At 71.1% G+C, this 25,435-nt stretch carries 22 protein-coding genes; 5 read left to right on the top strand and 17 right to left on the bottom strand.

The window, feature by feature from the left end; translation table 11 throughout:
• Positions 1 to 25 precede the first annotated feature (25 nt).
• Both ELY19_RS16890 and pyrR read right to left on the bottom strand, forming a co-directional pair.
• On the bottom strand, positions 26 to 982 hold the full coding sequence (locus ELY19_RS16890) for an aspartate carbamoyltransferase catalytic subunit (protein ID WP_126197270.1): 957 nt from the start codon (positions 980 to 982) through the stop codon (positions 26 to 28).
• Positions 979 to 1,551, bottom strand: coding sequence for a bifunctional pyr operon transcriptional regulator/uracil phosphoribosyltransferase PyrR (pyrR, locus tag ELY19_RS16885; protein ID WP_232015639.1), 573 nt, complete (start codon positions 1,549 to 1,551; stop codon positions 979 to 981). Before pyrR ends, ELY19_RS16890 begins: the two co-directional genes overlap by 4 nt.
• An 84-nt stretch (positions 1,552 to 1,635) precedes the next feature.
• Here pyrR and ELY19_RS16880 point away from each other — a divergent pair, with 84 nt between their 5' ends.
• Positions 1,636 to 3,633 carry an FAD-dependent oxidoreductase gene (locus ELY19_RS16880; protein WP_164711631.1) on the top strand — a complete coding sequence of 666 codons (1,998 nt, stop codon included), beginning with the start codon at positions 1,636 to 1,638 and terminating at the stop codon, positions 3,631 to 3,633.
• A 6-nt stretch (positions 3,634 to 3,639) separates the two neighbouring features.
• Here ELY19_RS16880 and nusB read toward each other — a convergent pair whose 3' ends face one another.
• The 5 genes from nusB to ELY19_RS16855 are packed head-to-tail and all read right to left on the bottom strand — an operon-like array spanning position 3,640 to position 6,873.
• Positions 3,640 to 4,137: a transcription antitermination factor NusB gene (gene nusB, locus ELY19_RS16875; RefSeq protein ID WP_126197267.1), complete on the bottom strand. Its 498-nt coding sequence runs from the start codon at positions 4,135 to 4,137 to the stop codon at positions 3,640 to 3,642.
• Complete coding sequence (efp, locus tag ELY19_RS16870; protein WP_126197266.1) at positions 4,138 to 4,701, bottom strand: elongation factor P; 564 nt, start codon at positions 4,699 to 4,701, stop codon at positions 4,138 to 4,140. It lies immediately after the preceding gene.
• Between the two features lie 15 nt (positions 4,702 to 4,716).
• Positions 4,717 to 5,799: a M24 family metallopeptidase gene (locus ELY19_RS16865; RefSeq protein ID WP_126197265.1), complete on the bottom strand. Its 1,083-nt coding sequence runs from the start codon at positions 5,797 to 5,799 to the stop codon at positions 4,717 to 4,719.
• A 40-nt stretch (positions 5,800 to 5,839) separates the two neighbouring features.
• Positions 5,840 to 6,376, bottom strand: coding sequence for a YceI family protein (locus ELY19_RS16860; protein WP_164711630.1), 537 nt, complete (start codon positions 6,374 to 6,376; stop codon positions 5,840 to 5,842).
• A gap of 41 nt (positions 6,377 to 6,417) precedes the next feature.
• On the bottom strand, positions 6,418 to 6,873 hold the full coding sequence (locus ELY19_RS16855) for a nitroreductase/quinone reductase family protein (protein ID WP_126197263.1): 456 nt from the start codon (positions 6,871 to 6,873) through the stop codon (positions 6,418 to 6,420).
• Positions 6,874 to 6,984: 111 nt separating this feature from the next.
• Here ELY19_RS16855 and ELY19_RS16850 point away from each other — a divergent pair, with 111 nt between their 5' ends.
• Positions 6,985 to 7,650 (top strand): TetR/AcrR family transcriptional regulator, encoded by a 666-nt coding sequence (locus ELY19_RS16850; protein WP_126197262.1) that lies wholly within the window; start codon positions 6,985 to 6,987, stop codon positions 7,648 to 7,650.
• A gap of 4 nt (positions 7,651 to 7,654) precedes the next feature.
• Here ELY19_RS16850 and aroB read toward each other — a convergent pair whose 3' ends face one another.
• The 3 genes from aroB to aroC are packed head-to-tail and all read right to left on the bottom strand — an operon-like array spanning position 7,655 to position 10,593.
• The gene (gene aroB, locus ELY19_RS16845; RefSeq protein WP_126197261.1) at positions 7,655 to 8,767 is read right to left on the bottom strand and encodes a 3-dehydroquinate synthase; all 1,113 of its coding nucleotides are present in this window, start codon (positions 8,765 to 8,767) and stop codon (positions 7,655 to 7,657) included.
• Between the two features lie 3 nt (positions 8,768 to 8,770).
• Positions 8,771 to 9,388: a shikimate kinase gene (locus tag ELY19_RS16840; protein WP_126197260.1), complete on the bottom strand. Its 618-nt coding sequence runs from the start codon at positions 9,386 to 9,388 to the stop codon at positions 8,771 to 8,773.
• Complete coding sequence (gene aroC / locus ELY19_RS16835; RefSeq protein WP_374101471.1) at positions 9,388 to 10,593, bottom strand: chorismate synthase; 1,206 nt, start codon at positions 10,591 to 10,593, stop codon at positions 9,388 to 9,390. Before aroC ends, ELY19_RS16840 begins: the two co-directional genes overlap by 1 nt.
• 80 nt (positions 10,594 to 10,673) lie before the next feature.
• Here aroC and ELY19_RS16830 point away from each other — a divergent pair, with 80 nt between their 5' ends.
• From ELY19_RS16830 to ELY19_RS16820, 3 genes are all read left to right on the top strand, one after another.
• A complete protein-coding gene (locus ELY19_RS16830; protein ID WP_126197259.1) occupies positions 10,674 to 10,925 on the top strand; it encodes a hypothetical protein in 252 nt (83 codons plus the stop codon).
• 131 nt (positions 10,926 to 11,056) lie between these two features.
• Positions 11,057 to 12,571 (top strand): MutS-related protein, encoded by a 1,515-nt coding sequence (locus ELY19_RS16825; RefSeq protein ID WP_126197258.1) that lies wholly within the window; start codon positions 11,057 to 11,059, stop codon positions 12,569 to 12,571.
• Positions 12,568 to 14,052 (top strand): MutS-related protein, encoded by a 1,485-nt coding sequence (locus ELY19_RS16820; RefSeq protein WP_126197257.1) that lies wholly within the window; start codon positions 12,568 to 12,570, stop codon positions 14,050 to 14,052. The genes ELY19_RS16825 and ELY19_RS16820 overlap by 4 nt, the downstream gene beginning before the upstream one ends.
• Before the next feature lie 18 nt (positions 14,053 to 14,070).
• Here the strand turns inward: ELY19_RS16820 and dnaE are convergent, their stop codons facing one another.
• From dnaE to ELY19_RS16785, 7 genes are all read right to left on the bottom strand, one after another.
• Positions 14,071 to 17,625 (bottom strand): DNA polymerase III subunit alpha, encoded by a 3,555-nt coding sequence (gene dnaE, locus ELY19_RS16815; RefSeq protein ID WP_126197256.1) that lies wholly within the window; start codon positions 17,623 to 17,625, stop codon positions 14,071 to 14,073.
• A gap of 79 nt (positions 17,626 to 17,704) precedes the next feature.
• Positions 17,705 to 18,991: a serine/threonine-protein kinase gene (locus tag ELY19_RS16810; protein ID WP_126197255.1), complete on the bottom strand. Its 1,287-nt coding sequence runs from the start codon at positions 18,989 to 18,991 to the stop codon at positions 17,705 to 17,707.
• A 99-nt stretch (positions 18,992 to 19,090) separates the two neighbouring features.
• On the bottom strand, positions 19,091 to 20,920 hold the full coding sequence (locus ELY19_RS16805) for an ABC transporter ATP-binding protein (RefSeq protein WP_126197254.1): 1,830 nt from the start codon (positions 20,918 to 20,920) through the stop codon (positions 19,091 to 19,093).
• Entirely contained in the window at positions 20,917 to 22,650 is a 1,734-nt protein-coding gene (locus tag ELY19_RS16800; protein ID WP_126197253.1) for an ABC transporter ATP-binding protein, read from the bottom strand. Before ELY19_RS16800 ends, ELY19_RS16805 begins: the two co-directional genes overlap by 4 nt.
• Positions 22,647 to 23,285, bottom strand: a complete 639-nt coding sequence (locus tag ELY19_RS16795; RefSeq protein WP_164711629.1) for a TetR/AcrR family transcriptional regulator — start codon at positions 23,283 to 23,285, stop codon at positions 22,647 to 22,649. The genes ELY19_RS16800 and ELY19_RS16795 overlap by 4 nt, the downstream gene beginning before the upstream one ends.
• Before the next feature lie 86 nt (positions 23,286 to 23,371).
• The gene (locus ELY19_RS16790; RefSeq protein WP_227966899.1) at positions 23,372 to 24,583 is read right to left on the bottom strand and encodes a DUF1731 domain-containing protein; all 1,212 of its coding nucleotides are present in this window, start codon (positions 24,581 to 24,583) and stop codon (positions 23,372 to 23,374) included.
• Between the two features lie 241 nt (positions 24,584 to 24,824).
• Entirely contained in the window at positions 24,825 to 25,409 is a 585-nt protein-coding gene (locus ELY19_RS16785) for a hypothetical protein (protein WP_126197250.1), read from the bottom strand.
• Between the last annotated feature and the right edge of the window lie 26 nt (positions 25,410 to 25,435).

Here is a 25,435-nt window from a genome sequence, read left to right as displayed (position 1 = left end):
GGGGTGGCACGGTGGCGCGCCGCGATCACTCCGTGCCCCCGTCCTTGGCCAGCAAATGGAAGAGCACCGCCATGCGGACGTGCACGCCGTTGTTGACCTGCTGCAGGATCGCGGCCTGCGCCGAATCGGCAACCGAATAGCCGATCTCCATGCCGCGCAGCATCGGTCCGGGGTGCAGCACCACCGCGTGGTCCGGCAGCAGCGCCGCGCGCTGCGGGTTGAGACCGAAGCGGACCGAGTACTCGCGCTCGCTGGGGAAGAAGCCGCCGTTCATGCGCTCCGCCTGGACGCGGAGCATCATCACCGCGTCGGCGCCGGGCAGTTCGGCCTCGAGCGAGTCCGCGACGGTGACCGGCCACGCCTCGACGCCCACCGGCAGCAGGGTGCGCGGGGCGACGAGGACGACCTCGGCGCCGAGCGTCGACAACAGCAGCGCGTTCGACCGGGCGACCCGGCTGTGCAGCACGTCGCCGACGATCACCACGCGGCGGCCCTCGATCCCGCCGAGCCGCTGTCGCAGCGTCAGCGCGTCGAGCAGGGCCTGCGTGGGGTGCTCGTGCATGCCGTCGCCGGCGTTGATGACGACGGGACCGGGCAGGCCGTCGAGCGCGGCGGCCGAATTGGTCCACGCCGCGATCTGCTGTGCCGCACCGGAGGCGGGGTGCCGGACGATCAGCGCGTCGGCGCCCGCGGCGTGCAGCGTGAGCGCCGTGTCACGGAGCGACTCGCCCTTCGCGACGGAGCTGCCGGACGCGGAGACGTTGATCACGTCGGCGCTCATCCACTTGCCCGCGACCTCGAAGGAGACGCGGGTGCGGGTGGAGTTCTCGTAGAAGACCGTCATCACGGTGCGGCCGCGCAGCGTGGGCAGCTTCTTGACCTCGCGGCCCAGCAGGGCCTGCTGCAGCCGGTCCGCCTCGTCGAGGATCTCCTCGGCCTCGGCGCGGCTCAGGTCCGCCGCGGAGAGCAGGTGCTTGGTCACTGCTCGTCCTCCTTCGCCTCCGGCGCGGGCAGCTCGGAGATCACCACGGCGTCCTCGCCGTCCTTCTCCTGCAGGCGGACCTGGACGTCCTCCTGGCGGGAGGTGGGGATGTTCTTGCCCACGTAGTCGGCGCGGATGGGCAGCTGCCGATGCCCGCGGTCCACGAGGACCGCGAGTTGGACGGCGGCGGGGCGCCCGATGTCGCGCAGGGAGTCCAGGGCGGCGCGCACCGTCCGGCCCGAGAACAGGACGTCGTCGACGAGGATCACCAGCGCACCGTCGACCCCCTGGGGCGGCACCGTGGTGCGCTCGAGGGGGCGGTGCGGCTTGTGCCGCAGATCGTCGCGGTAGAGCGTGATGTCGAGGTGCCCGACGGGCACCGCCACGCCGGAGAACTCCTCGATGTCGGCCGCCAGCCGGGCGGCGAGAACCGCACCGCGCGTAGGGATGCCGAAGATGACGACGCGGGGATGCGATTCATCACCCGCGGCCCTGGTGTCTAAGGCCGTCTTCTCGATGATCTGATGCGCGATCCGCGCCACCGTTCGGGTGACATCGGCCGCGGACATGAGTTCCCGAGCCACGTGACCTCCTTCTCCGCCTCTCCGGACGGCTCGCTCCGCCTCGCTGGACGGACTGAAAAGGATGCCTTGATGCAGCACGAAGCATACCAGTACGTTCAGGTCATGGAATTGTCGACCAGGCAACGCACGACGCTGTCCGCCATCGTCGACTCCTTCGCCCCCGGAGACGGGGTGGCGATCCCCTCCGCGAGCGACCTCCGCGCCGGTGACCTGGCGGTTTCCTACGCCGACCGGAGTCCGCGGGACAGCGACGGCATCACCCTGGCGCAGTCCCTCTCCCTGTTCGACAACCGTGTGTTCTGCACCACCGTCCTCGGCACCCGGGGGCAGCGCTTCGCCGACCTGTCGGCCGCGGAACGCGAACGCGTCCTCATCGACCTGTCCCGGTCGCGGTTCGTGCAGAAGCGGATGCTGTTCAAACGCCTGCGCAACATCGCGCTGCTCGCCTACTACGCCGCGGGCGGCGCCGATGGCGAGCACGGCCCGGGTGCCGAGCTGATGGCGGCGATCGGGTACCCGCGGCAGGCGCCGATGAAGAAGCCCCGCGCCCGCGCTCTCCGCGCCCAGCGGCCCCTCTCCCCCGCGCGCTACGAGATCGACGCCTCGACGGCGTGCGACGTGGTGGTGGTCGGCTCCGGCGCGGGCGGCGCCGTCGCCGCGGCCGCTCTCGCGGAGGCCGGGCTGGACGTGCTGGTGCTCGAACGGGGCGACTACGTCGCGCCCACGGAGGTCGGCGATTCGGACCTCGACAACCTGGCCCAGCTGTACGCGCCGGGCCCCTTCTGGACGGAGAACGCGCAGTCCTACCTGCTGACGTCGCGGTGCCTCGGCGGGGGCACGACGATCTCCCACGGCGGCTACTTCCTCCCTCCGCAGGAGGTGCGCGAGGACTGGGCGGCCCGGGGCATCGAGACCGGCCCCGACCTGGACGCCGCCCTCGCGGAGGTGTGGCACCGATCGGGGGTCTCCGACGCCGCGGGCGTGCCGTCGGCGCGTGATGCGATCCTCGAGAAGGGCTGCCGCGCGCTCGACCTGCCGGTGCGCCCGGTGAGCGTGGCGGACGACTTCGAATCGGAAGGGCGATGGGGCCCGTCGAGCCGGGTCGCGGCCAAGCAGGACGCGGGCCGCACCTGGCTGCGGGACGCCGAGAAGAAGGGCGCGCGGATCGTGACCGGCGCCCAGGCCCGGTCGATCGAGACGCAGGCCGGGCGGGCGCGGACGGTGATCGCGCGGACCTCCGGGGGATCGTGGCTCACGGTGCGGTGCAGCGCCGTCGTGGTGGCCGCGGGCGGCTTCGAGACCCCGGCGCTGCTCGCCCGCTCGGGCATCGGCGGCCCGCACGTGGGCAAGCACCTCCACCTGCACCCGACGGCCACCGCGGTCGGCCTGTTCGGCGAGACCGTCGACCCGTGGCTGGGGGCACCGTCGATCCGTTTCAGCGACGCGCATGCGGACCTCGACGGCAAGGGCTTCGGCGTGCGGTACGAGACGGCGCCGCTCACCCCGGCGCTGGCGGCGAGCTTCGTGCCCTGGCGCAATCCCGTGGAGCACCTCAACGTGATGCGCCAGTTCCCGCACCTGTCGATCGTGCGGGTGGTCCTGCGCGACCGCGGAGCCGGAGAGGTCGTGATGGACGCCTCCGGGGAGCCCTCCGTGCGCTACGACCTGGCGGAGGCCGACCGCGTGCACCTGCGCACCGGCGTGGACACCGCGGTCCGCATCCTCGAGGCCGGCGGGGCGCGACGGATCTTCACCGGTCAGCAGCGCGGCGGCGACCACGTACCGGGCGACCGTCCGGTCGAGCAGTTCCTGGAGCGCTCGCACGCGGCCGGCTACGGCGTCGGGGAGATCGCCCTCGGCGCGCAGGAGCCGATGAGTACCGCGCGGATGGCCGCCTCGGCGCGGCGCGGCGCGGCGAACCCCGAGGGCGCGCTGTGGGACGTGCCGAACGTGGTGATCGCCGACGCCTCGGCCCTGCCGACGGCCAGCGGCGTCCACCCCATCGGCGTGGTCCAGGCGCTCGCGCTGCGCAACGCCCGCGCTCTGGCCGCACGCCTCAAGGGCTGAGCCGGTCTACTCCGCGCGATCGGCGGGCTGTGCGGCGGCCGCGGCGCGCACCTGCGGCGCGAGCGTCGCCACCTTGCCCAGCACGCCGTTGAGGTACGTCGGCGAATCGTCGGTCGAGAGCTCCTTGGCGAGTTCCACGGCCTCGTCGACGACGACGGCGGGCGGCACGTCGACGGCGTTGAACAACTCCCAGACGGCGATCCGGAGGATCGCGCGGTCCACGGCCGGAAGGCGCGTGAGCGTCCAGCCGGTGAGGTGCGAGGAGATCACGGAATCGATCTGCTCGCCGTCGAGGCCGACGCCGGTGACCAGCGTGGCGGTGTACTCGGACACCGGCGCGACGGCCGCGTCGTCGGCGGCCAGCTGCCGCCGCTCCGCGAGCAGGCCGTCGAGGTCGGTGACGCCGCGCGCCTCCGCCTCGAACAGCAGATCGACGGCGCGCTTACGCGCCCGGTGTCGGGCTCCCGACTTCTTCGGGCGCCGGTTGTCAGACTGCTCGGGCACTTAGGAGTTCACGCGCCCCAGGTAGCTGCCGTCACGGGTGTCGACCTTGAGCTTGTCGCCGGTGTTGATGAACAGCGGGACGTTGATCTCGGCGCCGGTCTCCAGCGTCGCGGGCTTGGTGCCGCCGGTCGAGCGGTCGCCCTGCAGGCCCGGATCGGTGTGCTGGACCACGTACTCGGCCGAGATCGGCAGCTCGACGAAGAGCGCCTCACCCTCGTGCATCGAGACCTGGACCTGCATGTTCTCCAGGAGGAACTTCGCGCCGTCGCCGACCTTGGCCTCGTCGAGGTTGATCTGGTCGTAGGTCTCGCCGTCCATGAAGACGTAGTCCGTGCCGTCGTGGTACAGGTAGCTGAAGTCACGGCGGTCCACGGTGGCGACCTCGACCTTGACGCCGGCGTTGAAGGTCTTGTCGACCGTCTTACCGGAGACCACGTTCTTGAGCTTCGTGCGCACGAAGGCGGGCCCCTTGCCCGGCTTCACGTGCTGGAACTCGATGATCTGCCACAGCTGGCCCTCCTGGTTGAGGACCAGGCCGTTCTTGAAATCAGCAGTCGATGCCACGTTGTGTCGATTCTCCTAGAGTGCGATCAAGTCTTTGGTGGTGCGCGTCAGCAGTTCCGGCCCGTCCGCACGGACCACGAGGGTGTCCTCGATGCGGACTCCACCACGCCCCGGGAGGTACACACCCGGTTCGACGGTGACCACAGCACCGTCGGACAGTGTACCGCTGCCCAGCTTGCCCAGCGTCGGGGCTTCGTGGATCTGCACGCCGACGCCGTGACCGAGCCCGTGGAGGAACTGCTCGCCGTACCCGGCGGCCTCGATCACCGAGCGAGCCGCACCGTCGATCGCGCGGACATCGGCGCCGGGCACGAGGGCCTCCCGCCCGGCGGTCTGAGCGGCACGGACCACATCGTAGATCTCGCGCTGCCAGGCCGCCGGCTCACCGAGCACGAAGGTGCGGGTCTCGTCCGCGTGATAGCCGCGGAACCGGGCACCGAAGTCGATCTTCACGAAGTCCCCCGCCGCGAGCACGGCGTCGGTCGGGCGGTGGTGCGGGATCGCCGAGTTCGGGCCTGCGGCGACGATGGTCTCGAAGGCGACGGCCTCCGCTCCGAGCTCGTACATGAGGTTCTCCAGGCGCCGCGCGACCTGCGTCTCCGTCGCGCCGGGCCGGATCGCCCCCTCGTCGACGAGCGCCGCGAGCGCCTGGTCGCTGATGGCGCAGGCGCGCCGCAGCAGCTCGATCTCGCCGTCGTCCTTCACCTCGCGGAGCGTCTCGACGAGCCGCGTGGTCGGGACCAGGTGCGCCTCCGGCGCGAGCCGGGCGTGGTCGGCGTAGCTCACCGCGGTCGCCTCGAATCCGACGGTGCCCCGCGCTTCCGCCAGCAGCGCCTTCGCGACGTCGCGCTCGATGACGGCGCGCAGGTCTCCGGACTGCTCCGCGACCTGGGTCAGGTACCGGCCGTCGGTGGCGATGGCGTCGTCGGCCGGGTCCGCGGCGATCAGCAGCGCGCCGTTCGATCCGGTGAACCCCGCGAGGTAGCGCACGTTGTCGAGGTCGGTGACGAGAAGGGCGTCGAGGGCGGGCTCGTGGCGCGCGAGGGCGGCGCGGAGGGTGTCGCGCCGGCGGGCGTGGTCGGTGGTCGTCTGCGGCATACCCGCCACCGTATCGCGGGGCTGCGCGGGCGCGCGCCCGTCAGACGGTGGCGCGCGCGACCACGGTGACCTCGTCCGCCACCTGCAGGGTGCCCATCATGAGCGAGAACGGCTTGATCCCGAAGTCGGTCTGCCGCACCGGGACGGCCGTGGCGAGGGCCGGCGCGGGCTGCGCCTCCTCGTAGGCGAGGACGAAGTCGCACGGCCTGGTGGTGCCGCCGATCGTCAGCTCGCCCCGCACTCGGAATCCGTTCTCGGTGGCGTCGATCGCGGTGGACCGGTACTCGATCGTCGGGTTCGCCTTGACCTTGAGCGAACGGTGCGCGTTCGCGGTGGCGACCGCGCGTTCGGGCGCGCTCAGCGGAGTCAGCCCGCCCTCGCCGGAGACGACCTCCAGCGAGGCCGCGTCGACGGTGACCACGAGCGCGACCGGCCGCTCGGCATCGACCTCGACCTCGACGCGCCAGGCCGCGGGCGCGAGCACCAGGCGGTGGCCGAGACGGGCCGACCGCCCCGCCACGCCGGTGTGCACCTCCAGCACGCCGCTGGACTGATCGATGGCCCTGGTCTCGCTCACGAAACCGACTGTACCGGCGGTACACCCGCCCGGCAGCGCGGTCAGCGCCGGACCACGACGAACACCGGGTAGCGGACCGCGGCGGCCACCAGCTCGTCATCGGAACTGTCGGCGGAGAGACCGGGGAAGAAGGCGCCGACCTCCCACGCCCACCTGCGCAGGTAGGCGCGCAGCACGGGCACCTTCGCGATCGGATCCGTGACCTCCGTGGCGGTGAACGGCTCGATGGTGCGCCCCAGCCGCAGCTCGCCCGCGCCCGCGACGCGCAGGTTGCGCACCCATTGGGTGACGCCCCGGGCCGCGACGAGGTGCCCGGCACCGTCGACGGTGAGCACGTTGACGGGGACGGTGCGCCACTCCCCCGTGCGACGACCGCGGACCGCGAGCTCCCTGCTGCCGTAGACCGAGATCCCCCGGCGGGCGAGCCAGGCGACGGTGTTGTTGAACGCGGTGGCCGTCCGGCCCGGGCGGACGCGATCGGCGGCGGGTGCGGTCATGAAGTCCTCCAAAGTGTGAGCACTGCTCTCGTTTCATTCCAATGCTCCGACGTCGACAGTCGATTGTCAAGAGCAGTGCTCTCGTTTCGGATCGACGCTAAGATCGTGCGGATGAACGCCTCCCGGACCGCACGCGAACGAGCCCGCGCCGAGATCACCGCCGAGATCACCCGCAGCGCCCGGGAACAGCTCCGCGACGTCGGCGCCGCCGCGCTCTCCCTGCGCGCCGTCGCGCGCGACCTCGGCCTGGCGTCCTCGGCGGTGTACCGCTACTTCCCCAGCCGGGACGCGCTCCTCACCGCGCTCATCACCGACGCCTACACCGCGCTCGGTGACGCCGTCGAGGCGGCCGACGCCGCTGCGGACGGCCCCCGGGAGCGATGGCTCGCCGCGGGGCGCGCCGTCCGCACCTGGGCGCTCGCACACCCGCACGAGTACACCCTGCTCTTCGGCACGCCCGTGCCCGGCTACCACGCTCCGACGGAGACGACCGCAGCCGCGATCCGCACGTCGGGCACGTTCGCCCGCATCGCGGCGTGCGGGCACGCGGGCGCGCCGGCACCGTCGGGCGGGCTCGTCGCGCAGCTGCGTGACGCGGCCGACGTGGTGGCCCCGGACGCCGCGCCGGGGCAGCTCGCCCTGGGCGTCCTGGCCTGGACCCAGCTCTTCGGGGCCGTGAGTTTCGAGCTGTTCGGCCAGTACGCGAACACCTTCGAGCCCGCCGATGCGCTCTTCGACTACGCGCTCGAGCGCACCGCCGACCTGCTGGGGCTCTGACGCGTCAGAGGAGGACGGAGCCGGTGGGCTGCGTGCCCTCCTTCGCCACGGCGGAGTACGCGGCGACCAGGAGCGACGGGTCGGGGGCTTCGAGCCTGCCGGGGCGGGCGAGGCCGTCGAGCACGACGAATCGGAGCATGCCGGCGCGGTTCTTCTTGTCCTTGCCCATGTACTCGAGGAGCTGCCCGAAGGCGTCGGCGTCGTAGCTCGTGGGCAGGCCGACGGACTCGAGGACGGAGCGGTGCCGGTCGGCGGTCTCGTCGTCGAGACGTCCGGCGAGGCGACCGAGTTCGGCGGCGTAGATCAGGCCGACGGCGACGGCGGCGCCGTGGCGCCAGCGGTAGCGCTCGCGGCGTTCCAGCGCGTGCGCCAGGGTGTGGCCGTAGTTGAGGATCTCGCGCAGCGAGGACTCCTTGAGGTCGGCGGACACCACCTTCGCCTTGACCTCGATGGACCGACGGACCAGCTCGGGCAGCACCTCGCCGGTCGGGTCGAGCGCGGCCTCCGGGTCCTTCTCGATGAGTTCGAGGATCACCGGGTCGGCGATGAAGCCGGTCTTGATGACCTCGGCCATGCCCGCCACGATCTCGTTGCGCGGCACCGTCTCCAGCGTCACCAGGTCGACGATCACCGAGCGCGGCTCGTGGAAGGAGCCGACCAGGTTCTTGCCCGCGTCCGTGTTGATCCCGGTCTTGCCGCCCACGGCCGCGTCGACCATCGCGAGCAGCGTCGTCGGGATGTGCACGACGGGCACGCCGCGCATCCAGGTGGCGGCCACGAAGCCGGTGACGTCGGTCGCGGCGCCGCCGCCGAGGCTGTAGATCACGTCCTGGCGGCTCAGGCCGATGCGACCGAGCACCTCCCAGCAGAACCCGGCGACCTGGAGGTCCTTGCCCGCCTCGGCGTCGGGCAGCTCGACACGGTGCGCGTCGATCCCCTTGTCGGCGAGGGCCTGCCGCAGCACCTCGGCGGTCTCGGCGAGCGTCGGCTGGTAGAAGATCGCAGCCTTGGTGGCATCGCCGGCGGCCGCGACGGTCTCGTCCAGCAGCCCGCGCCCGATCACCACGTCGTAGGGGCTGCCCGCATCGACGCGGACCTTCACCGGGTTCTCGCTCATCTGCTACTCCGATCGGTTCTTGGTGGACGTGCGGAGGACGGCGGGCAGTTTCGGCCACGGGCCGCGGCGCTCCCGTCCGGGTGCGGTGTCCTTGAGGCGCCGCTGCACCTGCCGGACGACGGACGACGGTGCCCGGCCCACGGTCGAGACGCGGATCGTCGCGAGTTCGCGGTAGATCGGCGTGCGCCGAGCCATGAGGGCACGGTACGCCGCGGCGGGGTCGTCGCCCTTGAGGAGTGGGCGGTTCGACGCGGCCGGGCTGACGGTGCGCCGGATCCCCTCCTCCTCGGTGAGTTCGAGGTAGACGACCTGGTGCCGGCGCAGCAGGGTACGGGTCGCCTCGGAGAGGACGGCGCCGCCGCCGAGGGAGACGACGCCGGGGTGGTGCGCGACCACGTCGGCGACGACGTCCTCCTCGATGGCGCGGAACGCCGGCTCGCCGTCGCCGGCGAAGATCTGCGGGATGGACCGGCCCTCGCGGCGCTCGATCTCCTCGTCGACGTCGATGAACTCGACGCGCAGGGCGCGCGCGAGCCGACGGCCGATGGTCGTCTTCCCCGCCCCGGGCGGGCCGATCAGGATCGCCGCGGGCCCCGGCTCGCGGCCGGGCGCGGTGGCCATCAGATCGCCTCGGGCGTCACCCGCTGCAACCGCGCCGACACCTGCTCGGAGTACCGCTCGATGTTGCTGCGGGTCTCGGCGAGGCTGTCGCCGCCGAACTTCTCGAGCGCCGCCTGGGCGACGACGAGCGCCACCATGGCCTCGGCCACGACGCCGGCAGCGGGCACCGCGCAGACGTCGCTGCGCTGGTGGATGGCGACGGCCTCGGTGCCGGTCTGCATGTCGATGGTGCGCAGGGCGCGCGGGACCGTGGAGATCGGCTTCATCGCGGCGCGCACGCGGAGTTCCTCGCCGTTCGTCATGCCGCCCTCGACGCCGCCCGCGCGGTTGGTGGAGCGGAGCACGCCGCCCTTGTCGGGCAGCATCTCGTCGTGCGCGGCGCTGCCGCGGCGGCGGGCCGTCTCGAATCCGTCGCCGACCTCGACGCCCTTGATCGCCTGAATGCCCATGAGCGCGGCGGCGAGCCGCGAGTCGAGGCGGCTCTCGCCGGAAGCCACGGAGCCGATGCCCACGGGCAGGCCCGTCACGACGACCTCGACGACGCCGCCGAGCGTGTCGCCGTCCTTCTTCGCGGCTTCGATCTCGGCGATCATCGACTGCTCCGCGGCCTCGTCGAAGGCACGGACCGGCGAGGCGTCGATCCGGTCGAGATCGGCGGCCGACGGGGTCGGGCCGGCGTAGGGATCGGACGCGCCGATGGAGATGACGTGGCTGATCACCTCTGCACCGAAGGCCTGGCGCAGGAAGTTCCGCGCCACGGTGCCGGCCGCGACCCGGGCCGCCGTCTCACGCGCGCTCGCGCGCTCGAGTACCGGGCGCGCGTCGTCGAAGCCGTACTTGAGCATCCCCGAGTAGTCGGCGTGGCCGGGGCGCGGCCGCGTGAGCGGCGCGTTCCGGGCCATACCGTCGAGCAGCTCCTGGTCGACGGGATCGGCCGACATGACCTGCTCCCACTTGGGCCACTCGGTGTTCCCGATCTCGATCGCGACAGGACCCGCCTGGGTGCGGCCGTGCCGGACACCACCGAGGATGGTGACCTTGTCGGCCTCGAACTTCATGCGCGCACCGCGGCCGTAGCCGAGGCGCCGCCGCGCCAATTGGGCGGCGATGTCCGACGACGTGACCTCGACGCCCGCGACCATGCCCTCCACGAGGGCCACGAGGGCGGGGCCGTGCGATTCTCCTGCGGTGATCCAGCGCAACACGTGTCCCATCATCCCAGATCGACCCGCCGGACTGTGAGTTCGGGTAGCCGAACTCTTGATCGCAGGGTATGGTGAAGACCATGACCACCGCTGCCGCATCCTCGACTTCCGATCGCCGCGCCGCTGCGCAGCGGTCGACCGTCGACGTCTTCGGTATCGCCTGGCCCCGCTACAAGGCGGAGGCCCTGGTCACTGCACTGGTCGTCCTCGTCCTCGGCGTCCTGCTCACCGCTGCCGTGGGCGGCGCGACGCTCGCGCCCGCGATCCTCACCGCCGCCGGCTCCGGCGTCGCGGTGTGGTGGGCGGCGCGCGCCCTGCACCAGCAGCGGTAGGGCGCACGCCGGCTCTTGCCCCGCGTCGACCCGCGGACGTACGGTCGAAGAACCGGCGGTCCCCCGTGAGCGCCGCCGACGCCGCCCGCCGGTCCCCGCCGTGACCACACGGCCGAGTGGAGGTGTGCGCCGTGGACTCCCCCTCCCTCCTCGGCACGCCCGTCGCGGACATCCCGGCCCGGGATCCGCGGTGCTTCGTCGATCTGGGGATGGACCGCATCGTCGCAGCGGCGGCGACGCACGATCCCGCGGTCATCCCCTTCTTCCGTGCCCCCGCCCCGACGGTGCCGGTTGCGCGGTACCGACAGGAACTGTGCCGCACCCTGCGACGGGACACCGCCCTCGGGATCGCGCTGAGGCGCTTCTGCACGTCGATGTCCGCCATGCGCGAGGCACAGTCGAACGCCGACCGAGTACGGCTCCGCACGGAGAGCGACGCCTGGTTCCTCGACGGTGCGCGCCGATACCTCGGCGCGGTCGCCGAGCTCCGGAACGCACTCAGCGGGCTCGCGCACCCGCCCGCGGCGCTCCGCGACCTGGGCGCGTACCTCGACGCCCTGGCCCCATCGCGCGACCACCGGTCGTTCGCCGACGACGCGGCCGAGGTGGCCGCCCTCATCGATCGCGTCGAGTACACCGTGCGGATCAAGAAGTCCGACGTCCGGGTGGGGCGCTACCGCGGAGAAGCGGACTACGGCGCCGAGGTCGCCGCCGTGTTCGACCGGTTCCGAGTCGAGAGCTCCGCCCGTCGCGCCGAGGACGTCCCGTCGCGCCCCGGTCTCGACGGTGTCGAAGCGGCGATCCTCACCGACGTCACCGCCCTGTTCCCCGACACGTTCCGGGCGCTCGCCCGTTTCCGGGACCGGCACGGCGCCTACGGCGATCCGGTCGTCATCCGGACGGACCTGGAGGTCCGCTGGTACCTGAGCTACCTCGACTACGTGTCCCGGATGGAGGACGCCGGGGTGCCGTTCACCCTCCCCGCCGTCGTCGACCACCCCGTGCTCGACGCCCGCCACACCGTCGACCTCGCGATGGCGACGGACCTGCTGCGGCGCGGGGAACCCGTCGTGGGCAACGACATCCGGCTCGGCCGCGACGAGCGCGTGCTGGTGATCACCGGCCCCAATCACGGCGGAAAGACCGCGCTCGCCCGAGCCTTCGGCCAGATCCACCACCTGGCGGCGCTCGGCCTGCCCGTTCCGGGCACCGCCGTGGAGATCGGGCTGTACGACACACTGTTCACGCAGTTCGAGCGCCCCGAATCCGCCGACGACCGGCGCGGTCGGCTCGAAGCCGACATCGAGGGGATGCGGGAGATCCTGACCGCGGCCACCCGCCGGAGCGTCGTGGTGATGAACGAGACCTTCGCGTCGACGTCGCTCGACGACACAGCTCGCCTCGGTTCCGAGGTCGTCCGCCGGCTGGTGGCGATCGGCGCGCGGAGCATCTACGTCACCTTCGTCGACGAGATCGCCGAGCTCGGAGCCGGGGTGGTGAGCATGACGGCCGACGTCCCTGTCGAGCCGTCCGCACGGAGCTATCGGATCCGGAGGGGCCGCCCGCGTGGTCTCGCCCATGCCGCGGCCCTCGCCCGCCGGCACGGCCTCGACGGGGAGACGCTGCGCCGGCGGATCGCCTCATGAGGACGCGCCTGCTCCACCGAGACCGGGACCTGCACGATCCCCCGCCCGCGCCGCCGCGCGCGGAGGAACTGCGCCGGAACCTGGGCGTGGACCGGTTACTCGCGGTCATGGCCGGCGGGGACGACACGCTGTACCGGGTGGCGGAGGCGGTACTGCTCGGCGACGTCGCCTCCGCCGAGGACATCCGCTACCGGCACGACGTGCTACGGGACTGCCTCGCCCACCCGGAAGCGGTCGACGACCTGCGCCGGATCGCGGCGGACGCCGTCGAGCGGGAGCGGCACAACTACTTCGGGCTGTTCACGCGCGCCACCCCGGACAAGGTGCTGTACCGCTCGCTGGACGTGCTCGACATGTTCGTGGACGCCTTCGCCGAGCTGCGCGCGGCATGCGATCGGTGGCGCGGCGGCTTCACATCGGCGGGCTTCGAGGCGTTCTTCGCCTGCGTCGCGGCGGAGCTCGACGACGAGTACCTGGCGACGGTGCGAGCACATCTCAAGGAGCTCCGGTTCGCGAAGGGTGAGCTGATCAGCATGCGCCTCGGCGCCGGCGCGCACGGCGCCGGGCACGTACTCCGCCGCCCGGATCGCACCGGGTGGCGTCGTCTGCGCGGCGGAGCGGGCGGTATCGACCTCGACCTCGACGACCCCGCCGCCGCGGAGGCGCTGACCACCCTCGCCGGCCGCGGTATCCGAACCGCAGCGGACGCGGTGGCGCAGGCGGCGGAACACGTCGCCGCGTACTTCCGCACCGTCGCCGACGAGCTGGGCTTCTACCGCGCCGTGATGAACCTGCTCGCCGCCCTCGACGAGCGGGGCGCCGCGTGGTGCCTACCGGAACCGTCGACGCGGGGCCTCGTCTGTCACGGGATCTATCACCCGGTACTCGCGCTGGACACGCGGGAAACGCTCGTCGGCAACGACATCGACGCCGGGGACGCGACGGTCACGATGATCACCGGGGCGAATCACGGCGGGAAGACGACGCTGCTGCGGAGCCTCGGCACGGCGCAGCTCATGGCGCGCTGCGGCATGCCGGTTGCCGCCCGCGACTACCGCGGACCGATTCACCCCCAGGTGTACACCCACTTCGGCGGCGAGGAGCGCGACGGGGGCGACACCGCCGGGCGGCTGGAGGAGGAACTGAGCCGGATGAGTGCGATCGCGGATGTGATCCGTCCGGGCGCGCTGCTGCTGTGCAACGAGTCGCTCGCGTCGACGAACGAACGCGAGGGGGCGGCCCTCGCCCGGGAGATCGTCGAGACGATGCGCGACTGCGGGATCACTGTCGTCTACGTGACGCACATGTACGAACTCGCGCGCGGTCTCGCGGCCGCGGACGATTCCCGGCACACCTTCCTGCGCGCCGAGCGACTCGACTCCGGCGACCGCACCTTTCGGATGCTGCCCGGGCCACCCCTGCCGACCAGCCACGGCGACGACCTGTTCCGACGGATCTTCGGCACCCCGACCGTCCGCTGAGGAGGCAGGTGCCACGGATCAGGCGAGGCAGTTGGGGCCGAGCAATGCCTTCAGGTCGCCCATCAGGGAGGACGACGGGTTCACCCGCAAGGTGTCGTCGAGCCGCAGCGTGGTGGCCTTGTCGCCACTGACGAGCTTGACGTGCACGTCGGAGACGCCGGGATGGCGCTGCAGTACCTGCTTGAGCGCGGAGACCTTGTCCTGCGTGCACACGCGGGTCTGCATGGTGAGTGACAACGGCTTCGCCACCCCGATCTGGGACAGGTCGATGGGCGCGATGTCGTTCGCGATCAGCGTCACCTTGTCGTCGCGGAAATTCACGCGGGCCTTGATGAGCACCACCGCGTCCTCGACGACCTCGGCGCCGTACGCGGCGTAGGCCTGGGGGAAGAAGAAGACCTCGATACCGCCGGAGAGGTCCTCGATCTGCGCGGACGCGAACGGGGCGCCGTTCTTGTTCACGCGCCGGTTCACCGACTGCAGGATGCCGCCCACCGTCACCTGGGTGCCGTCCTTGACATCGCCTTCGACGATGGCCGGGATGGCGGTGTCGGTCTGCGCGGCGATGACGTGCTCCACCCCGTCGAGCGGGTGCGCGGAGACGTACAGGCCCAGCATCTCGCGCTCGAGGGCCAGTTTGTGCTTGCCGTCCCACTCCTCGTCGGGGACCTTGATCGTGAAGACGTCGTCGATGGGCCCTGCGGCACCGTCCTCCTCGCCCATGGAGCCGAAGAGGTCGAACTGGCCCACGGCCTCGGCCTTCTTGGTGGACAGCACCGACTCGATGGCGTCGGCGTGCACCAGCAGCAGGCCCTTGCGGGGATGGTCGAGGGAGTCGAAACCGCCCGCCTTGATGAGGGATTCGGTGACCTTCTTCGAGCAGGCCGCGACCTCGATCTTGGCGAGGTAGTCGGAGAACGAGGTGAAGTTCCCCTTCTCCTTGCGCGTGTTCACGATGGACGCGACGACGCCCTCGCCGACGTTGCGCACCGAGCCCATGCCGAAGCGGATGTCCTCGCCCACCGAGGTGAAGGCGTGGAAGGACTCGTTGACGTCCGGCGGGAGCACGGTGATGCCGAGGCGGCGGCAGTCGCCGAGGTAGATGGCGGCCTTGTCCTTGTCGTCACCGACGGAGGTGAGCAGGGCGGCCATGTACTCGGCCGGATAGTTCGCCTTGAGGTACGCCGTCCAGTACGAGACCAGGCCGTACGCGGCGGCGTGCGACTTGTTGAACGCGTAGCCGGCGAACGGGAGCACCGTCTCCCACAGCGCGGTGATCGCGGGCTGCGAGAACCCGTTGTCGAGCATGCCCTGTTGGAAGCCGCCGTATGCCTCGTCGAGCACCTCCTTCTTCTTCTTGCCCATCGCGCGACGCAGGATGTCGGCCTGTCCGAGGCTGTACCCGGCGACCTTCTGCGCGATCTGCATGATCTGCTCCTGGAACACGATCAGGCCGAACGTGTCCGCGAGAATGTCCTTCAGCGGCTCCTCGAGCTCCGGATGGATGGGCTTGACCTGCTGCCGGCCGTTCTTGCGGTCCGCGTAGTCGTTGTGCGCGTTCATGCCCATCGGGCCGGGGCGGTACAGCGCGCCGACGGCCACGATGTCCTCGAACTTGGTGGGCTGCATGCGGCGCAGCAGATCGCGCATCGGGCCGCCGTCGAGCTGGAAGACGCCGAGGGTGTTGCCGCGCTGCAGCAGCTCGTAGGTGGTCTCGTCGTCGAGCGGCAGCTCGTCCATGTTCAGGTCGATGCCGCGGTTGTGCTTGATGTTCTCCAGGGCGTCACCGATGACGGTGAGGTTGCGCAGGCCCAGGAAGTCCATCTTCAGCAGGCCGATGGCCTCGCACGACGGGTAGTCCCAACCGGTGATGATCGCGCCGTCCTGGGCGCGCTTCCACACCGGGATGGCGTCGGTGAGCGGATCACACGACATGATCACCGCGCAGGCGTGAACGCCCGCGTTGCGGATCAGGCCCTCGAGTCCGAGCGCCATGTCGTAGATCTTCTTGACGTCCGGGTCCGTCTCGATCAGCTGCCGGACCTCGACGGCTTCCTTGTACCGCTCGTGCTCGGGGTCCGTGATGCCCTTGACCGAGATGTCCTTCGCCATGATGGGCGGCGGCAGCGCCTTGGTGATCCGGTCCGCGATCGAGTAGCCGGGCTGGCCGTAGATGACGCGCGCCGAGTCCTTGATGGCGGCCTTCGTCTTGATGGTGCCGAACGTGATGACCTGGGCCACCTTGTCCGAGCCCCACTTCTCCGAGGCGTACGTGATCATTTCGCCGCGGCGACGATCGTCGAAGTCGATATCGATATCGGGCATCGACACGCGCTCGGGATTGAGGAACCGCTCGAACAGCAGGCCGTGCGGGATCGGGTCGATGTTCGTGATGCCCAGCGCCCAGGCGACGAGGGAGCCCGCCGCGGAGCCACGGCCCGGGCCCACGCGGATGCCGACCTCGTGCGCGTGCGCGATGAGGTCGCCGACCACGAGGAAGTAGGCCGGGAAGCCCATCTCGTTGATGACCGACAGCTCGTACTTCGCGCGCTCGACGTAATCCGCCGGCGGGCCGTCCGGGAACCGGCGGTTCAGACCGTCCATGACCTCGGACTCGAGGAACGACTCCTGCGTGTGGTTCTCCGGCACCGGGAACCGCGGCATCCGATCCTTGTGCTCCCACACCTCGGCGTAGGACTGGACCCGCTCGCCGATCTCGACGGTCGAGTCGCAGGCGCCGGGCACCTGCGAGTCCCACAGCTCACGCATCTCGTCCGCGGACTTGAGGTAGTAGCCGTCACCGTCGAACTGGAAACGCGTCGGGTCCGAGAGCGTCTTACCGGTCTGGATGCACAGCAGCGCGCCGTGCGATTCGGCCTTGTCCTTGGTGACGTAGTGGCAGTCGTTCGTGGCCAGCGGCTTGATCCCGAGCTTGCGGCCGATGTCGAGCAGGCCCTCGCGGACCCGGCGCTCGATGTCGATGCCGTGGTCCATCAGCTCCAGGTAGAAGTTGTCCTTGCCGAAGATCTCCTGCCACTTCGCGGCGGCTTCGAGTGCCTCCTGATCGTGGCCCAGGCGCAGCCGGGTCTGCACCTCGCCCGACGGGCAGCCCGTGGTCGCGATGATGCCCTCGGCGTGCTCGGCGATGAGCTCCGCGTCCATACGGGACCACTTACCCAGCTGGCCCTCGATCGAGGCCAACGAGCTCAGCTTGAACAGGTTCCGCAGGCCGGTCGCGTTCTCCGCGACCATCGTCATGTGGGTGTACGCGCCCGAGCCCGAGACGTCGTCGCCCTTCTGCGACGGATCGCCCCAGCGCACGCGCTTGGTCGAGAACCGGGACTCCGGCGCGATGTACGCCTCGATTCCGATGATCGGCTTGATCTCGTACTTCTTCGCCGTGTTGTAGAAGTCCGACGCGCCGAACATGTTGCCGTGGTCGGACATGCCCACCGCCGTCATGCCGAGGCGCTTGGCCTCCGCGAACAACGGGTCCACCTTGGCCGCGCCGTCGAGCATCGAGTACTCGGTGTGGTTGTGCAGATGCACGAACGAGCCGGCGGCCGACGTCATGGGCTGCTCACCTCCGGGGAGAATCTCATCGCTGTCATTAGGCAGTGTAGGCCCATCGACCGACACGTCCTGCGGATCATCAGCCGAAGGCGATGACCAGGATCAACACCAGCAACGCGACTACCGCCACCCCCACCAGCACCAACACTCCGGGCGGCATCCCACCCGCAGCCGGCGTCTTCGCGGGCTGCGCACGCGGCACCGGGGGACGCGGCACGGCCCCCGAGCGTGCCCCCGCGCCCGCACCGTACAGCGGCTGCGGACCGGGCGCCGCCGGCTTGGGCCCCGCCTGCTGCGGCACCGCCGATTGCGGTGCCTGCGGCGGCCGCGCGGTGGGGAAACTGGGCCGGTTCGCCTGCCCGCGGATCCCGGGTGCGACGGTCCGCTGAACGGGCACCGACGGCCGGCCGGCCGTCGCGGGCGGCTGCGGACCGGACGGGTGCCCCGGGCCGGGCACGTAACCGGGCGGCGCGGGGCGCGGCACCGGACGCGGCGCGGGGCGTCCGACGGGGGCCGTCAACGCCGATTTCAGCGCGGTCGCGAATTCCTTGCACGTGGCGAACCGCTCGGCCGGCGTCTTGGCGAGGCCGCGGGCGACCACCGCGTCGACGGCGGGCGGAACCCCCTCCCGGATCTGCGAGATGCGGGGCGGCGGCGCGTTGAAATGCGCGTCGATCACGGCATCCGTGCTCGCGCCCGTGTACGGCACCTTGCCGGTGACGAGGTGGAAGAAGGTCGCGGCCAGCGAGTACTGGTCCGAACGCGGGTCGAGTTCCTCGCCGCAGAGTTGTTCCGGGGAGGCGTAGGCGAGCGTCGCGAGCACGGTGCCGACCGCGGTCAGCTGGGAGGTGTCCTCTCCCCCCTTGGCCACGCCGAAGTCCGTGAGCAGCGCGCGGCGTTCGTCGCCCTCGTCGTCGTCGGCGGCCGCGACCAGGATGTTCGCGGGCTTGATGTCCCGGTGGAGCAGCCCGGCGCGATGCGCCCGGTCGAGGCCGCGGGCGATCTGGCCGATGATCTCGACGGCGACGGCGGGAGCCAGGCCGCCGGGGTTGCGCTTGAGCAGCACCGAGCAGTCGTCACCCTCCACGTACTGCATGGCGATCCACAACCGAGCGCCCTCGGTACCGCGGTTGTAGATGGTGACCACGTTGGGGTGGTCGAGGCGCGCAGCCAGCTCGGCCTCGCGCAGGAAGCGCTTGCGGAAGGCCTCGTCGCCGGAGTAGCCGGCGCCCAGCACCTTGAGCGCGTCGTACCGGGGCAGTTCGGGGTGCTTGGCGAGATAGACGGAGCCCATGCCGCCGGACCCGAGGCGCCGCTCGATCCGATAGCCGCCGATCACCGTCCCGGGTGCGAGTTCATCACTCATGTCCGCCGCTTCTGCCCCATATCGTCCGTTCCGTCGAGCACCAGCGTAACCCGGCCGCGGACCGTCGCCCCGGTGGCGAGCGTTTCGCCGACTCGCGCGTCAGATCTCGACGCCCTCGAACTGGGCCCGGTAGAGGTCGGCGTAGTGGCCGCCCGCCGCGAGCAGCTCGTCGTGCGAGCCCTGTTCGACGATCCTTCCGTGATCCATGACGACGATGACGTCCGCGTCGCGGATGGTCGAGAGACGGTGCGCGATGACGAAGCTCGTGCGGTCCGCCCGCAGGGCGTGCATCGCCTTCTGCAGCAGGACCTCCGTGCGGGTGTCCACCGAGCTCGTCGCTTCGTCGAGGATCAGGATCGCCGGCTCCGCGAGGAAGGCGCGGGCGATCGTGATGAGCTGGCGCTCCCCCGCGGAGACGCTGCCGGACTCGTCGTCGAGGACCGTGTCGTAGCCGTCGGGCAGAGAGTGCGCGAATCGGTCGACGAAGGTGGCGCGCGCAGCCGCGTACACCTCCTCATCGGTCGCGTCGAGGCGCCCGTACCGGATGTTCTCCATGATCGTGCCCTCGAACAGCCAGGTGTCCTGCAGGACCATGCCCATCCGCCGCCGCAGGTCCGCCCGCTCGACCTCGGCGATGTCGACCCCGTCGATGGTGATCCGGCCGCCGCTGAGCTCGTAGAACCGCATGATGAGGTTGACGAGCGTGGTCTTGCCCGCGCCGGTGTGCCCGACGACCGCGACGGTCCGGCCGGGCTCGGCGACCAGGTTCAGCCCCTCGATGAGCGGCTCGTCGCCCTTGTAGCCGAAGGAGACGTCCTCGAAGGCGACCCGGCCCCGGGTCGGCTCGGGCAGGGCGCCCGGACGCTCGACGGTCTGCTCCTCGGCGTCGAGGATGGCGAAGACGCGCTCGGCGGAGGCGACGCCCGACTGCAGCATGTTCACCATCGACGCCATCTGGGTGACCGGCTGGGTGAACTGCCGCGAGTACTGGATGAAGGCGATGACGTCGCCCAGGCTCATGGCGCCCGCGGCCACCCGCAGCCCGCCGACGACGCACACCGCGACGTACTGCAGGTTGCCGACGAACATGCTGATCGGCATGACGAGGCCGGAGAGGAACTGCGCCTTGTAGCTCGCGTTCATCAGCGCGTCGTTCTCCTGCGCGAAGCGCTCCTGCAGGGCGTCGCCCCGCCCGTAGACGGTCACCAGGTCGTGCCCGGTGAAGGCCTCCTCGACCTGGGCGTTGAGCGCTCCCGTCGACTTCCACTGCGCCACGAAGTGCTTCTGGCTGCGCTTCATGATCTGGCCCGCGAAGATCACGATGAGCGGGATGACCACCACCGCGACGGCGGTGAGCAGCGGCGAGACCACGAGCATCATGATCAGCACGCCGATCACAGTGAACGCGGAGACGATGAGCTGGCTCAGCGCCTGCGTCAGCGACTGGCCGAGGTTGTCGATGTCGTTGGTGACGCGCGACAGCAGTTCGCCGCGGGGCTGGCGGTCGAAGTAACTCAGCGGCAGCCGGTTCAGCTTCTCCTCGACCTCCCGCCGGAGCGAGTACATGACCCGCTGCACCGCGCCGTTGAGCAGGAAGCCCTGCGCGTACTGCAGTGCCGCGCTCGCCACGAACAGCGCGATCACCCAGGTGAGGATGGTGCCGACGCGGTGGAAGTCGATGCCCGGCCCGTGCTGCAGCTGCGAGCGGAAACCGTCGTAGATGGCGTCGACCGCGGTGCCCACGACCTTCGGCGCGATCACCGCGGCGGTCACCGAGCCGACCGACAACAGCACCGCCGCCGTCATCGCCGAGCGCTGCTCGCGCAGCCGGCCCAGCAGGCGCTTCAGCGAGGGCCAGAAGGTCATCGGCTTCTGGGTCGGCGAGCCCGCCGTCGCCGCGGCGGCGGCCCGTGCCCCGGGTCCGGTCATGCTGCACTCCCCGCCGTCGCCTGGCTACCGGCGATCTCCTGATAGGTGGGACACGTCTCGAGGAGTTCGGCGTGGGTGCCGTGACCGACCACCTCGCCGTCCTCGAGCACGAGGATCTGGTCGGCCCCTGCGATGGTCGAGATGCGCTGGCCCACGATGAACACCGTGGCCTCCCGCGTGTACGGGCGCAGGGCCGCACGCAGTTTCGCATCGGTCGCCAGGTCGAGCGCGGAGAAGCTGTCGTCGAAGAGGTAGACGGCGGGTTTGGCGACGAGGGCGCGGGCGATCGCGAGCCGCTGGCGCTGGCCGCCCGAGACGTTGGTGCCACCCTGCGCGATCGGCGCGTCCAGGCCGCCGAGCTCGGCGACGAAGCCCTCCGCCTGCGCGATGCGCAGCGCCTCGGCGAGCTCCTCGTCCGTCGCGTCGGGGTTGCCGAAGCGCAGGTTGCTCGCGACGGTGCCGCTGAACAGGTAGCCGCGCTGCGGCACCAGCCCGACATGTCCCCAGAGGGCGTCGGCGCGCAGTTCCCGCACGTCCACCCCGTCGTAGCGGACCGCACCGCCGGTGGCGTCGAACAGCCGCGCCAGCAGGTTGATCAGGGTCGACTTCCCGGAACCGGTGGAGCCGATGATCGCGATCGTCTCCCCCGGACGGGCCGAGAGGTTCACGTTCTGCAGCACCGGTTTCGCCGCGCCGGGATAGCACATCGTCACGTCGTCGAGGTCGACGACGCCGGTGATGGCCGGGAGGGGATCGGGGCGTTCGGGCGGCGCCACCGTGGACTCGGTGGTGAGCACGTCCGTGATGCGCTCCGCGGCGACGGAGGCGCGCGGCACCATCATCACCATGAACGTCGCCATCATCACCGACATGAGGATCTGCATCATGTACTGCATGTAGGCGGTGACCGAGCCGATCTGGGCCGTGCCGTCCGCGATGAGGTGCGCGCCGAACCACCAGACCGCGACGGTGGAGAGGTTGAGCACCAGCATCACCCACGGGAACATCACCGCCATCAGCCGCATCACGCGGACCGAGGCGTCCGTGAGGGCGGTGTTGGCACCGTCGAACCGCTCCCGCTCGACCGGCTCGCGGACGAAGGCCCGGATCACCCGGACCCCCGTGAGCTGTTCCCGGAGAACCTGATTGACCGTGTCGAGGCGCGTCTGCACGCGGCGGAAGCCGGGAATCATCTTGGAGATCACCACGCCCAGGACCGCACCGAGGACGGGAACCGCCACCACCATCAGCCAGGCGAGGCCGGGTTCCTCCCGTACCGCCATGAAGACGCCCCCGACGGCCATGAACGGTGCCTGGATCATCATCGACAGCGTCATCAGCACGAGCAGCTGGACCTGCTGCACATCGTTGGTGGTGCGGGTGATGAGCGAGGCGGCACCGAAGCCGGAGACCTCACGGCCCGAGAACGTCCGGACGCGGCCGAACAGGGAGCGCCGGGTGTCGCGGCCGAAGGCCATGGCGCTGCGGGCCGCGAAGTAGGTGGCGCCGCCGGCGGCGATCACCTGGAACAGCGTGATCACCAGCATGATTCCGCCCATGCGCCAGATGTAGCCCGTGTCACCGGGGGTGACGCCGAGGTCGATGATCTTGGCGTTGATACTGGGCAGCACCAGGTTCGCGACGACGCTGACGAGTTGGAAGGCGGCCACCGCGAGGAGCCACGGCCGGTAGGGCCGCAGGTGCGCGGCGATGAGGCGGAGAAGGGTCACGGCGGGCTGTTCCTTCGCACGGATTCGGTGGTGGGCTGGGCCGAGATGCCGTCGAGCAGGACGTCGACGATGCGCCGGGGCGAGAGGAGATGCCCGTCGCTGATGTGGGGATGACTGCCGGAGAACGTGAGCAGGCGCAGGAGGTGGATCGCCTCCTCCGGAGGGACGGTCAGCTGGTCGGCGTCGTCTCCGATCACGCCCCGCAGCCGGGACACGAGCGCCGGTCCCCCGTCCTTGGCCCGCCGGTGCGCGTCCCGGTCCCGGACGTGGGGCGGAGCGACGAGTCCGAGGGCGTCCATGAGGCCGAAGATCCGCTGGAACCGGGCCTGGACGAGCTCGGTGAAGCGGTAGAGGCGTTCGCGGAGCGGCAGGGCCGGGTCGATGGCGTCGATCTCCACGAGCAGCGGCGCGGGGTCGAAGGACGCCAGCATCACCGCGTCGAGCAGGTCCTCCTTGGAGTCGAAGACGCGGAAGATGGTGCCCTCCGCGACGCCGGCCGCGGCAGCGATCTGCTTGGTCGTGGGCACGGCGCCGTGCTCCAGGAGCGCGTCCCGCGTGGCGGCGATCAGCGCCGCGCGGCGCTCCTCCGGCGGGAGGTGCGGCGCGCGGGGTCTGGTGTCGTTAGCCGCGGGCACGACTTCGAGACTACAGAAGTGAGTGCCCACTCACAATTGGTTTTCCGTTCGCCCCGGGCGAATCGGTCGATTGCGGGCGCGCCCGGTCAACCGAGGAGGTCAGCCAGCGCACCGTCGAGATCGGGGTACCGGAAGGCGAAGCCCGCGGCGGGGAGGACCGTCGAGGTGGCGTGCCTGCCGGTCAGACCGAGTGCGGGGTCGCTGCGCATCCCGATCGCACCGAGCGCGAGGACCGGCGCGGGCGTCGGAGGCGCGGGCGGGCGGCGCAGGTGGCGCCGCAGCGTCCGCATCACGTCGGCGTTGCGCGCCGGGTTCGGCGCAGCCGCGACCACGACTCCCGCCGGCAGGTCGACGCCGGGCTCGATCCCGAGGCCCGCCCGGACCACCGCGAGCCAGTCGTCGCGGTGGATCCAGCTGAACCACTGCCGGCCGTCGCCGAGGCGGCCACCGAGGAACGCCTTGGTGACGCCGGTCATCTTCGCCATCGCCGGCGAATCCGTGTCGAGGACGATCGACGTGCGCAGGACGGTCAGGTGCTCGGTCTCGGCATCGGCGACCGACTCCTCCCACGGACGGGCCACTCCCGTCATCTGCGGCAACCCCGGCTCCGGCAGCGGGGTGTCCTCCGTGCACCACCGCTCCCCCGCATCGCTCCAGATCGCGGTCGTACTCGCCTGCACCCAGCGACGGACGCCCTTGCCGCGCGCGGCCGCGACGAGAGCCCGCGTGGCGTCGACGCGGCTCGCGGTGAGTTCCGCGATGTTCGCCGCCGTGGGGCGGCAGTCGACGAGCTTGCCCGCGAGGTTGATCACGGCGGTGTTCGGCGCGTCCAGGACCGCCTCCCACGCGCCGACGGTACGTCCGTCCCAGGTGACCTGCGGATAGGGCACGTCGGCGCGGATCGAGCGGGTGAGGATCGTGACGTCGTGGCCGCGGCGGACCAGGTCCGCGGCCACGCGGCGGCCGAGGGCACCGGCGCCGCCCGCGATGACCACGTGGAGCGGTTCCGCGGCGCGAGGCGGACCGGCGAGCAGGGCGAGACGCGCGAGGGAGGTGTCGGCGTCGGCGGCGAACCTCCGGGCAACGAGCCGGTCGAACAACGGTCCGGACGCGCCGTCGGAGGTCACCGCCTGCTCGACGACGGTGCCGCCGTCCCGCGGGGTCAGCACCCACCGGATCGTGGTGGCCCCGGCCGGTTCGTCCTGGGTGATCGCGAGCGCGCGCTCGGGCGCGAACTCGGTGACCACGGCGGGCGCCGCGAAGCGGCGATGCACCCACGCCGCACGCAGATCCGGCACCCAGTCGAGGCGGGCGCCGAGTGCGACGGGGTCGCGCAGCGGGGCCTGCGTAACGAAGGGCTGCCAGCGCGACAGTCACTCCAGGTCGACGAGCACGTCCCACAGCGCACGCGCCGGGAGGGCGATGAATCCACTGCTGCGATGCACGGTTGCCATGCCTTCGACGCTAGTTCGCGATGCCACGGAAACGCTGCGCGATCACGGAGAGCTTTCTCACATCGTGAGATGCCTCTCGTGCGAGTCAGGTGTAGACCAGACTGAGAACCACTCGGCTGAGACCAGCGCCGCCGGCCTGAATGAGGACGTACACGTAAGGATCTGTCGGCCTCGCGGACACCGCGACAACGGCGCGACACCCGTCGAGCCGGCCCTGCTCCACCGCCTGCGTCACGAGGAACTCCCCACTGCTCCCGTCCCGCTCGAAGCGCGATCCCGGCGCCGCATCGATGATGCGCACGGAGCCGGGAACCTCCCTGAACCCGACCGGCCGCGTGGGGTCGCGGCAATCCGCGGCGAGCTCACGGACAGTGCGCTCACCGAGTTGCGCGAGGAAGCCGTTGAGCCCACCGGTCACGGTGTCGAAGACGGCGTACATCGACGAATCCCGTGACACGTACTCCTGCGCCGTGACGACGGTGATCGACTCCGGAAGCGCGGCACCCGTCCACCTCTTCACGACCGCCCGGACCCCGTCGGCATCGAGCTGGCGCGTCGTGTCACCGAAGGTCGCACACGAGGCGACCAGGAAGACGAAGACGGCCAGCACGGCCGCGGCGGCGGCGACGGAGACAGCGCATCCGGGCAGCCTCGCCCACGATCGATTCATTCCAACACAATACCGATGCAGAGCAG

The organism is Tsukamurella paurometabola, assembly GCF_900631615.1.
GTDB lineage: Bacteria > Actinomycetota > Actinomycetes > Mycobacteriales > Mycobacteriaceae > Tsukamurella > Tsukamurella paurometabola_A.
Note: the sequence above shows the minus strand (reverse complement) of the source record. Positions and strands in the feature narration are given on the sequence as shown.

Coding starts and splice junctions, on each gene's coding strand:
- ELY19_RS16820 (WP_126197257.1), top strand. CDS start 12,568: ATGAGGACGCGCCTGCTCCACCGAGACCGGGACCTGCACGATCCCCCG.
- aroB (WP_126197261.1), bottom strand. CDS start 8,767: ATGAGCGAGAACCCGGTGAAGGTCCGCGTCGATGCGGGCAGCCCCTAC.
- ELY19_RS16880 (WP_164711631.1), top strand. CDS start 1,636: ATGCAGCACGAAGCATACCAGTACGTTCAGGTCATGGAATTGTCGACC.
- ELY19_RS16810 (WP_126197255.1), bottom strand. CDS start 18,991: ATGAGTGATGAACTCGCACCCGGGACGGTGATCGGCGGCTATCGGATC.
- dnaE (WP_126197256.1), bottom strand. CDS start 17,625: ATGACGTCGGCCGCCGGCTCGTTCGTGCATCTGCACAACCACACCGAG.
- ELY19_RS16855 (WP_126197263.1), bottom strand. CDS start 6,873: ATGACCGCACCCGCCGCCGATCGCGTCCGCCCGGGCCGGACGGCCACC.
- ELY19_RS16840 (WP_126197260.1), bottom strand. CDS start 9,388: ATGGCCACCGCGCCCGGCCGCGAGCCGGGGCCCGCGGCGATCCTGATC.
- ELY19_RS16850 (WP_126197262.1), top strand. CDS start 6,985: ATGAACGCCTCCCGGACCGCACGCGAACGAGCCCGCGCCGAGATCACC.
- ELY19_RS16785 (WP_126197250.1), bottom strand. CDS start 25,409: ATGAATCGATCGTGGGCGAGGCTGCCCGGATGCGCTGTCTCCGTCGCC.
- ELY19_RS16805 (WP_126197254.1), bottom strand. CDS start 20,920: ATGACCGGACCCGGGGCACGGGCCGCCGCCGCGGCGACGGCGGGCTCG.
- ELY19_RS16830 (WP_126197259.1), top strand. CDS start 10,674: ATGACCACCGCTGCCGCATCCTCGACTTCCGATCGCCGCGCCGCTGCG.
- ELY19_RS16865 (WP_126197265.1), bottom strand. CDS start 5,799: ATGCCGCAGACGACCACCGACCACGCCCGCCGGCGCGACACCCTCCGC.
- pyrR (WP_232015639.1), bottom strand. CDS start 1,551: ATGTCCGCGGCCGATGTCACCCGAACGGTGGCGCGGATCGCGCATCAG.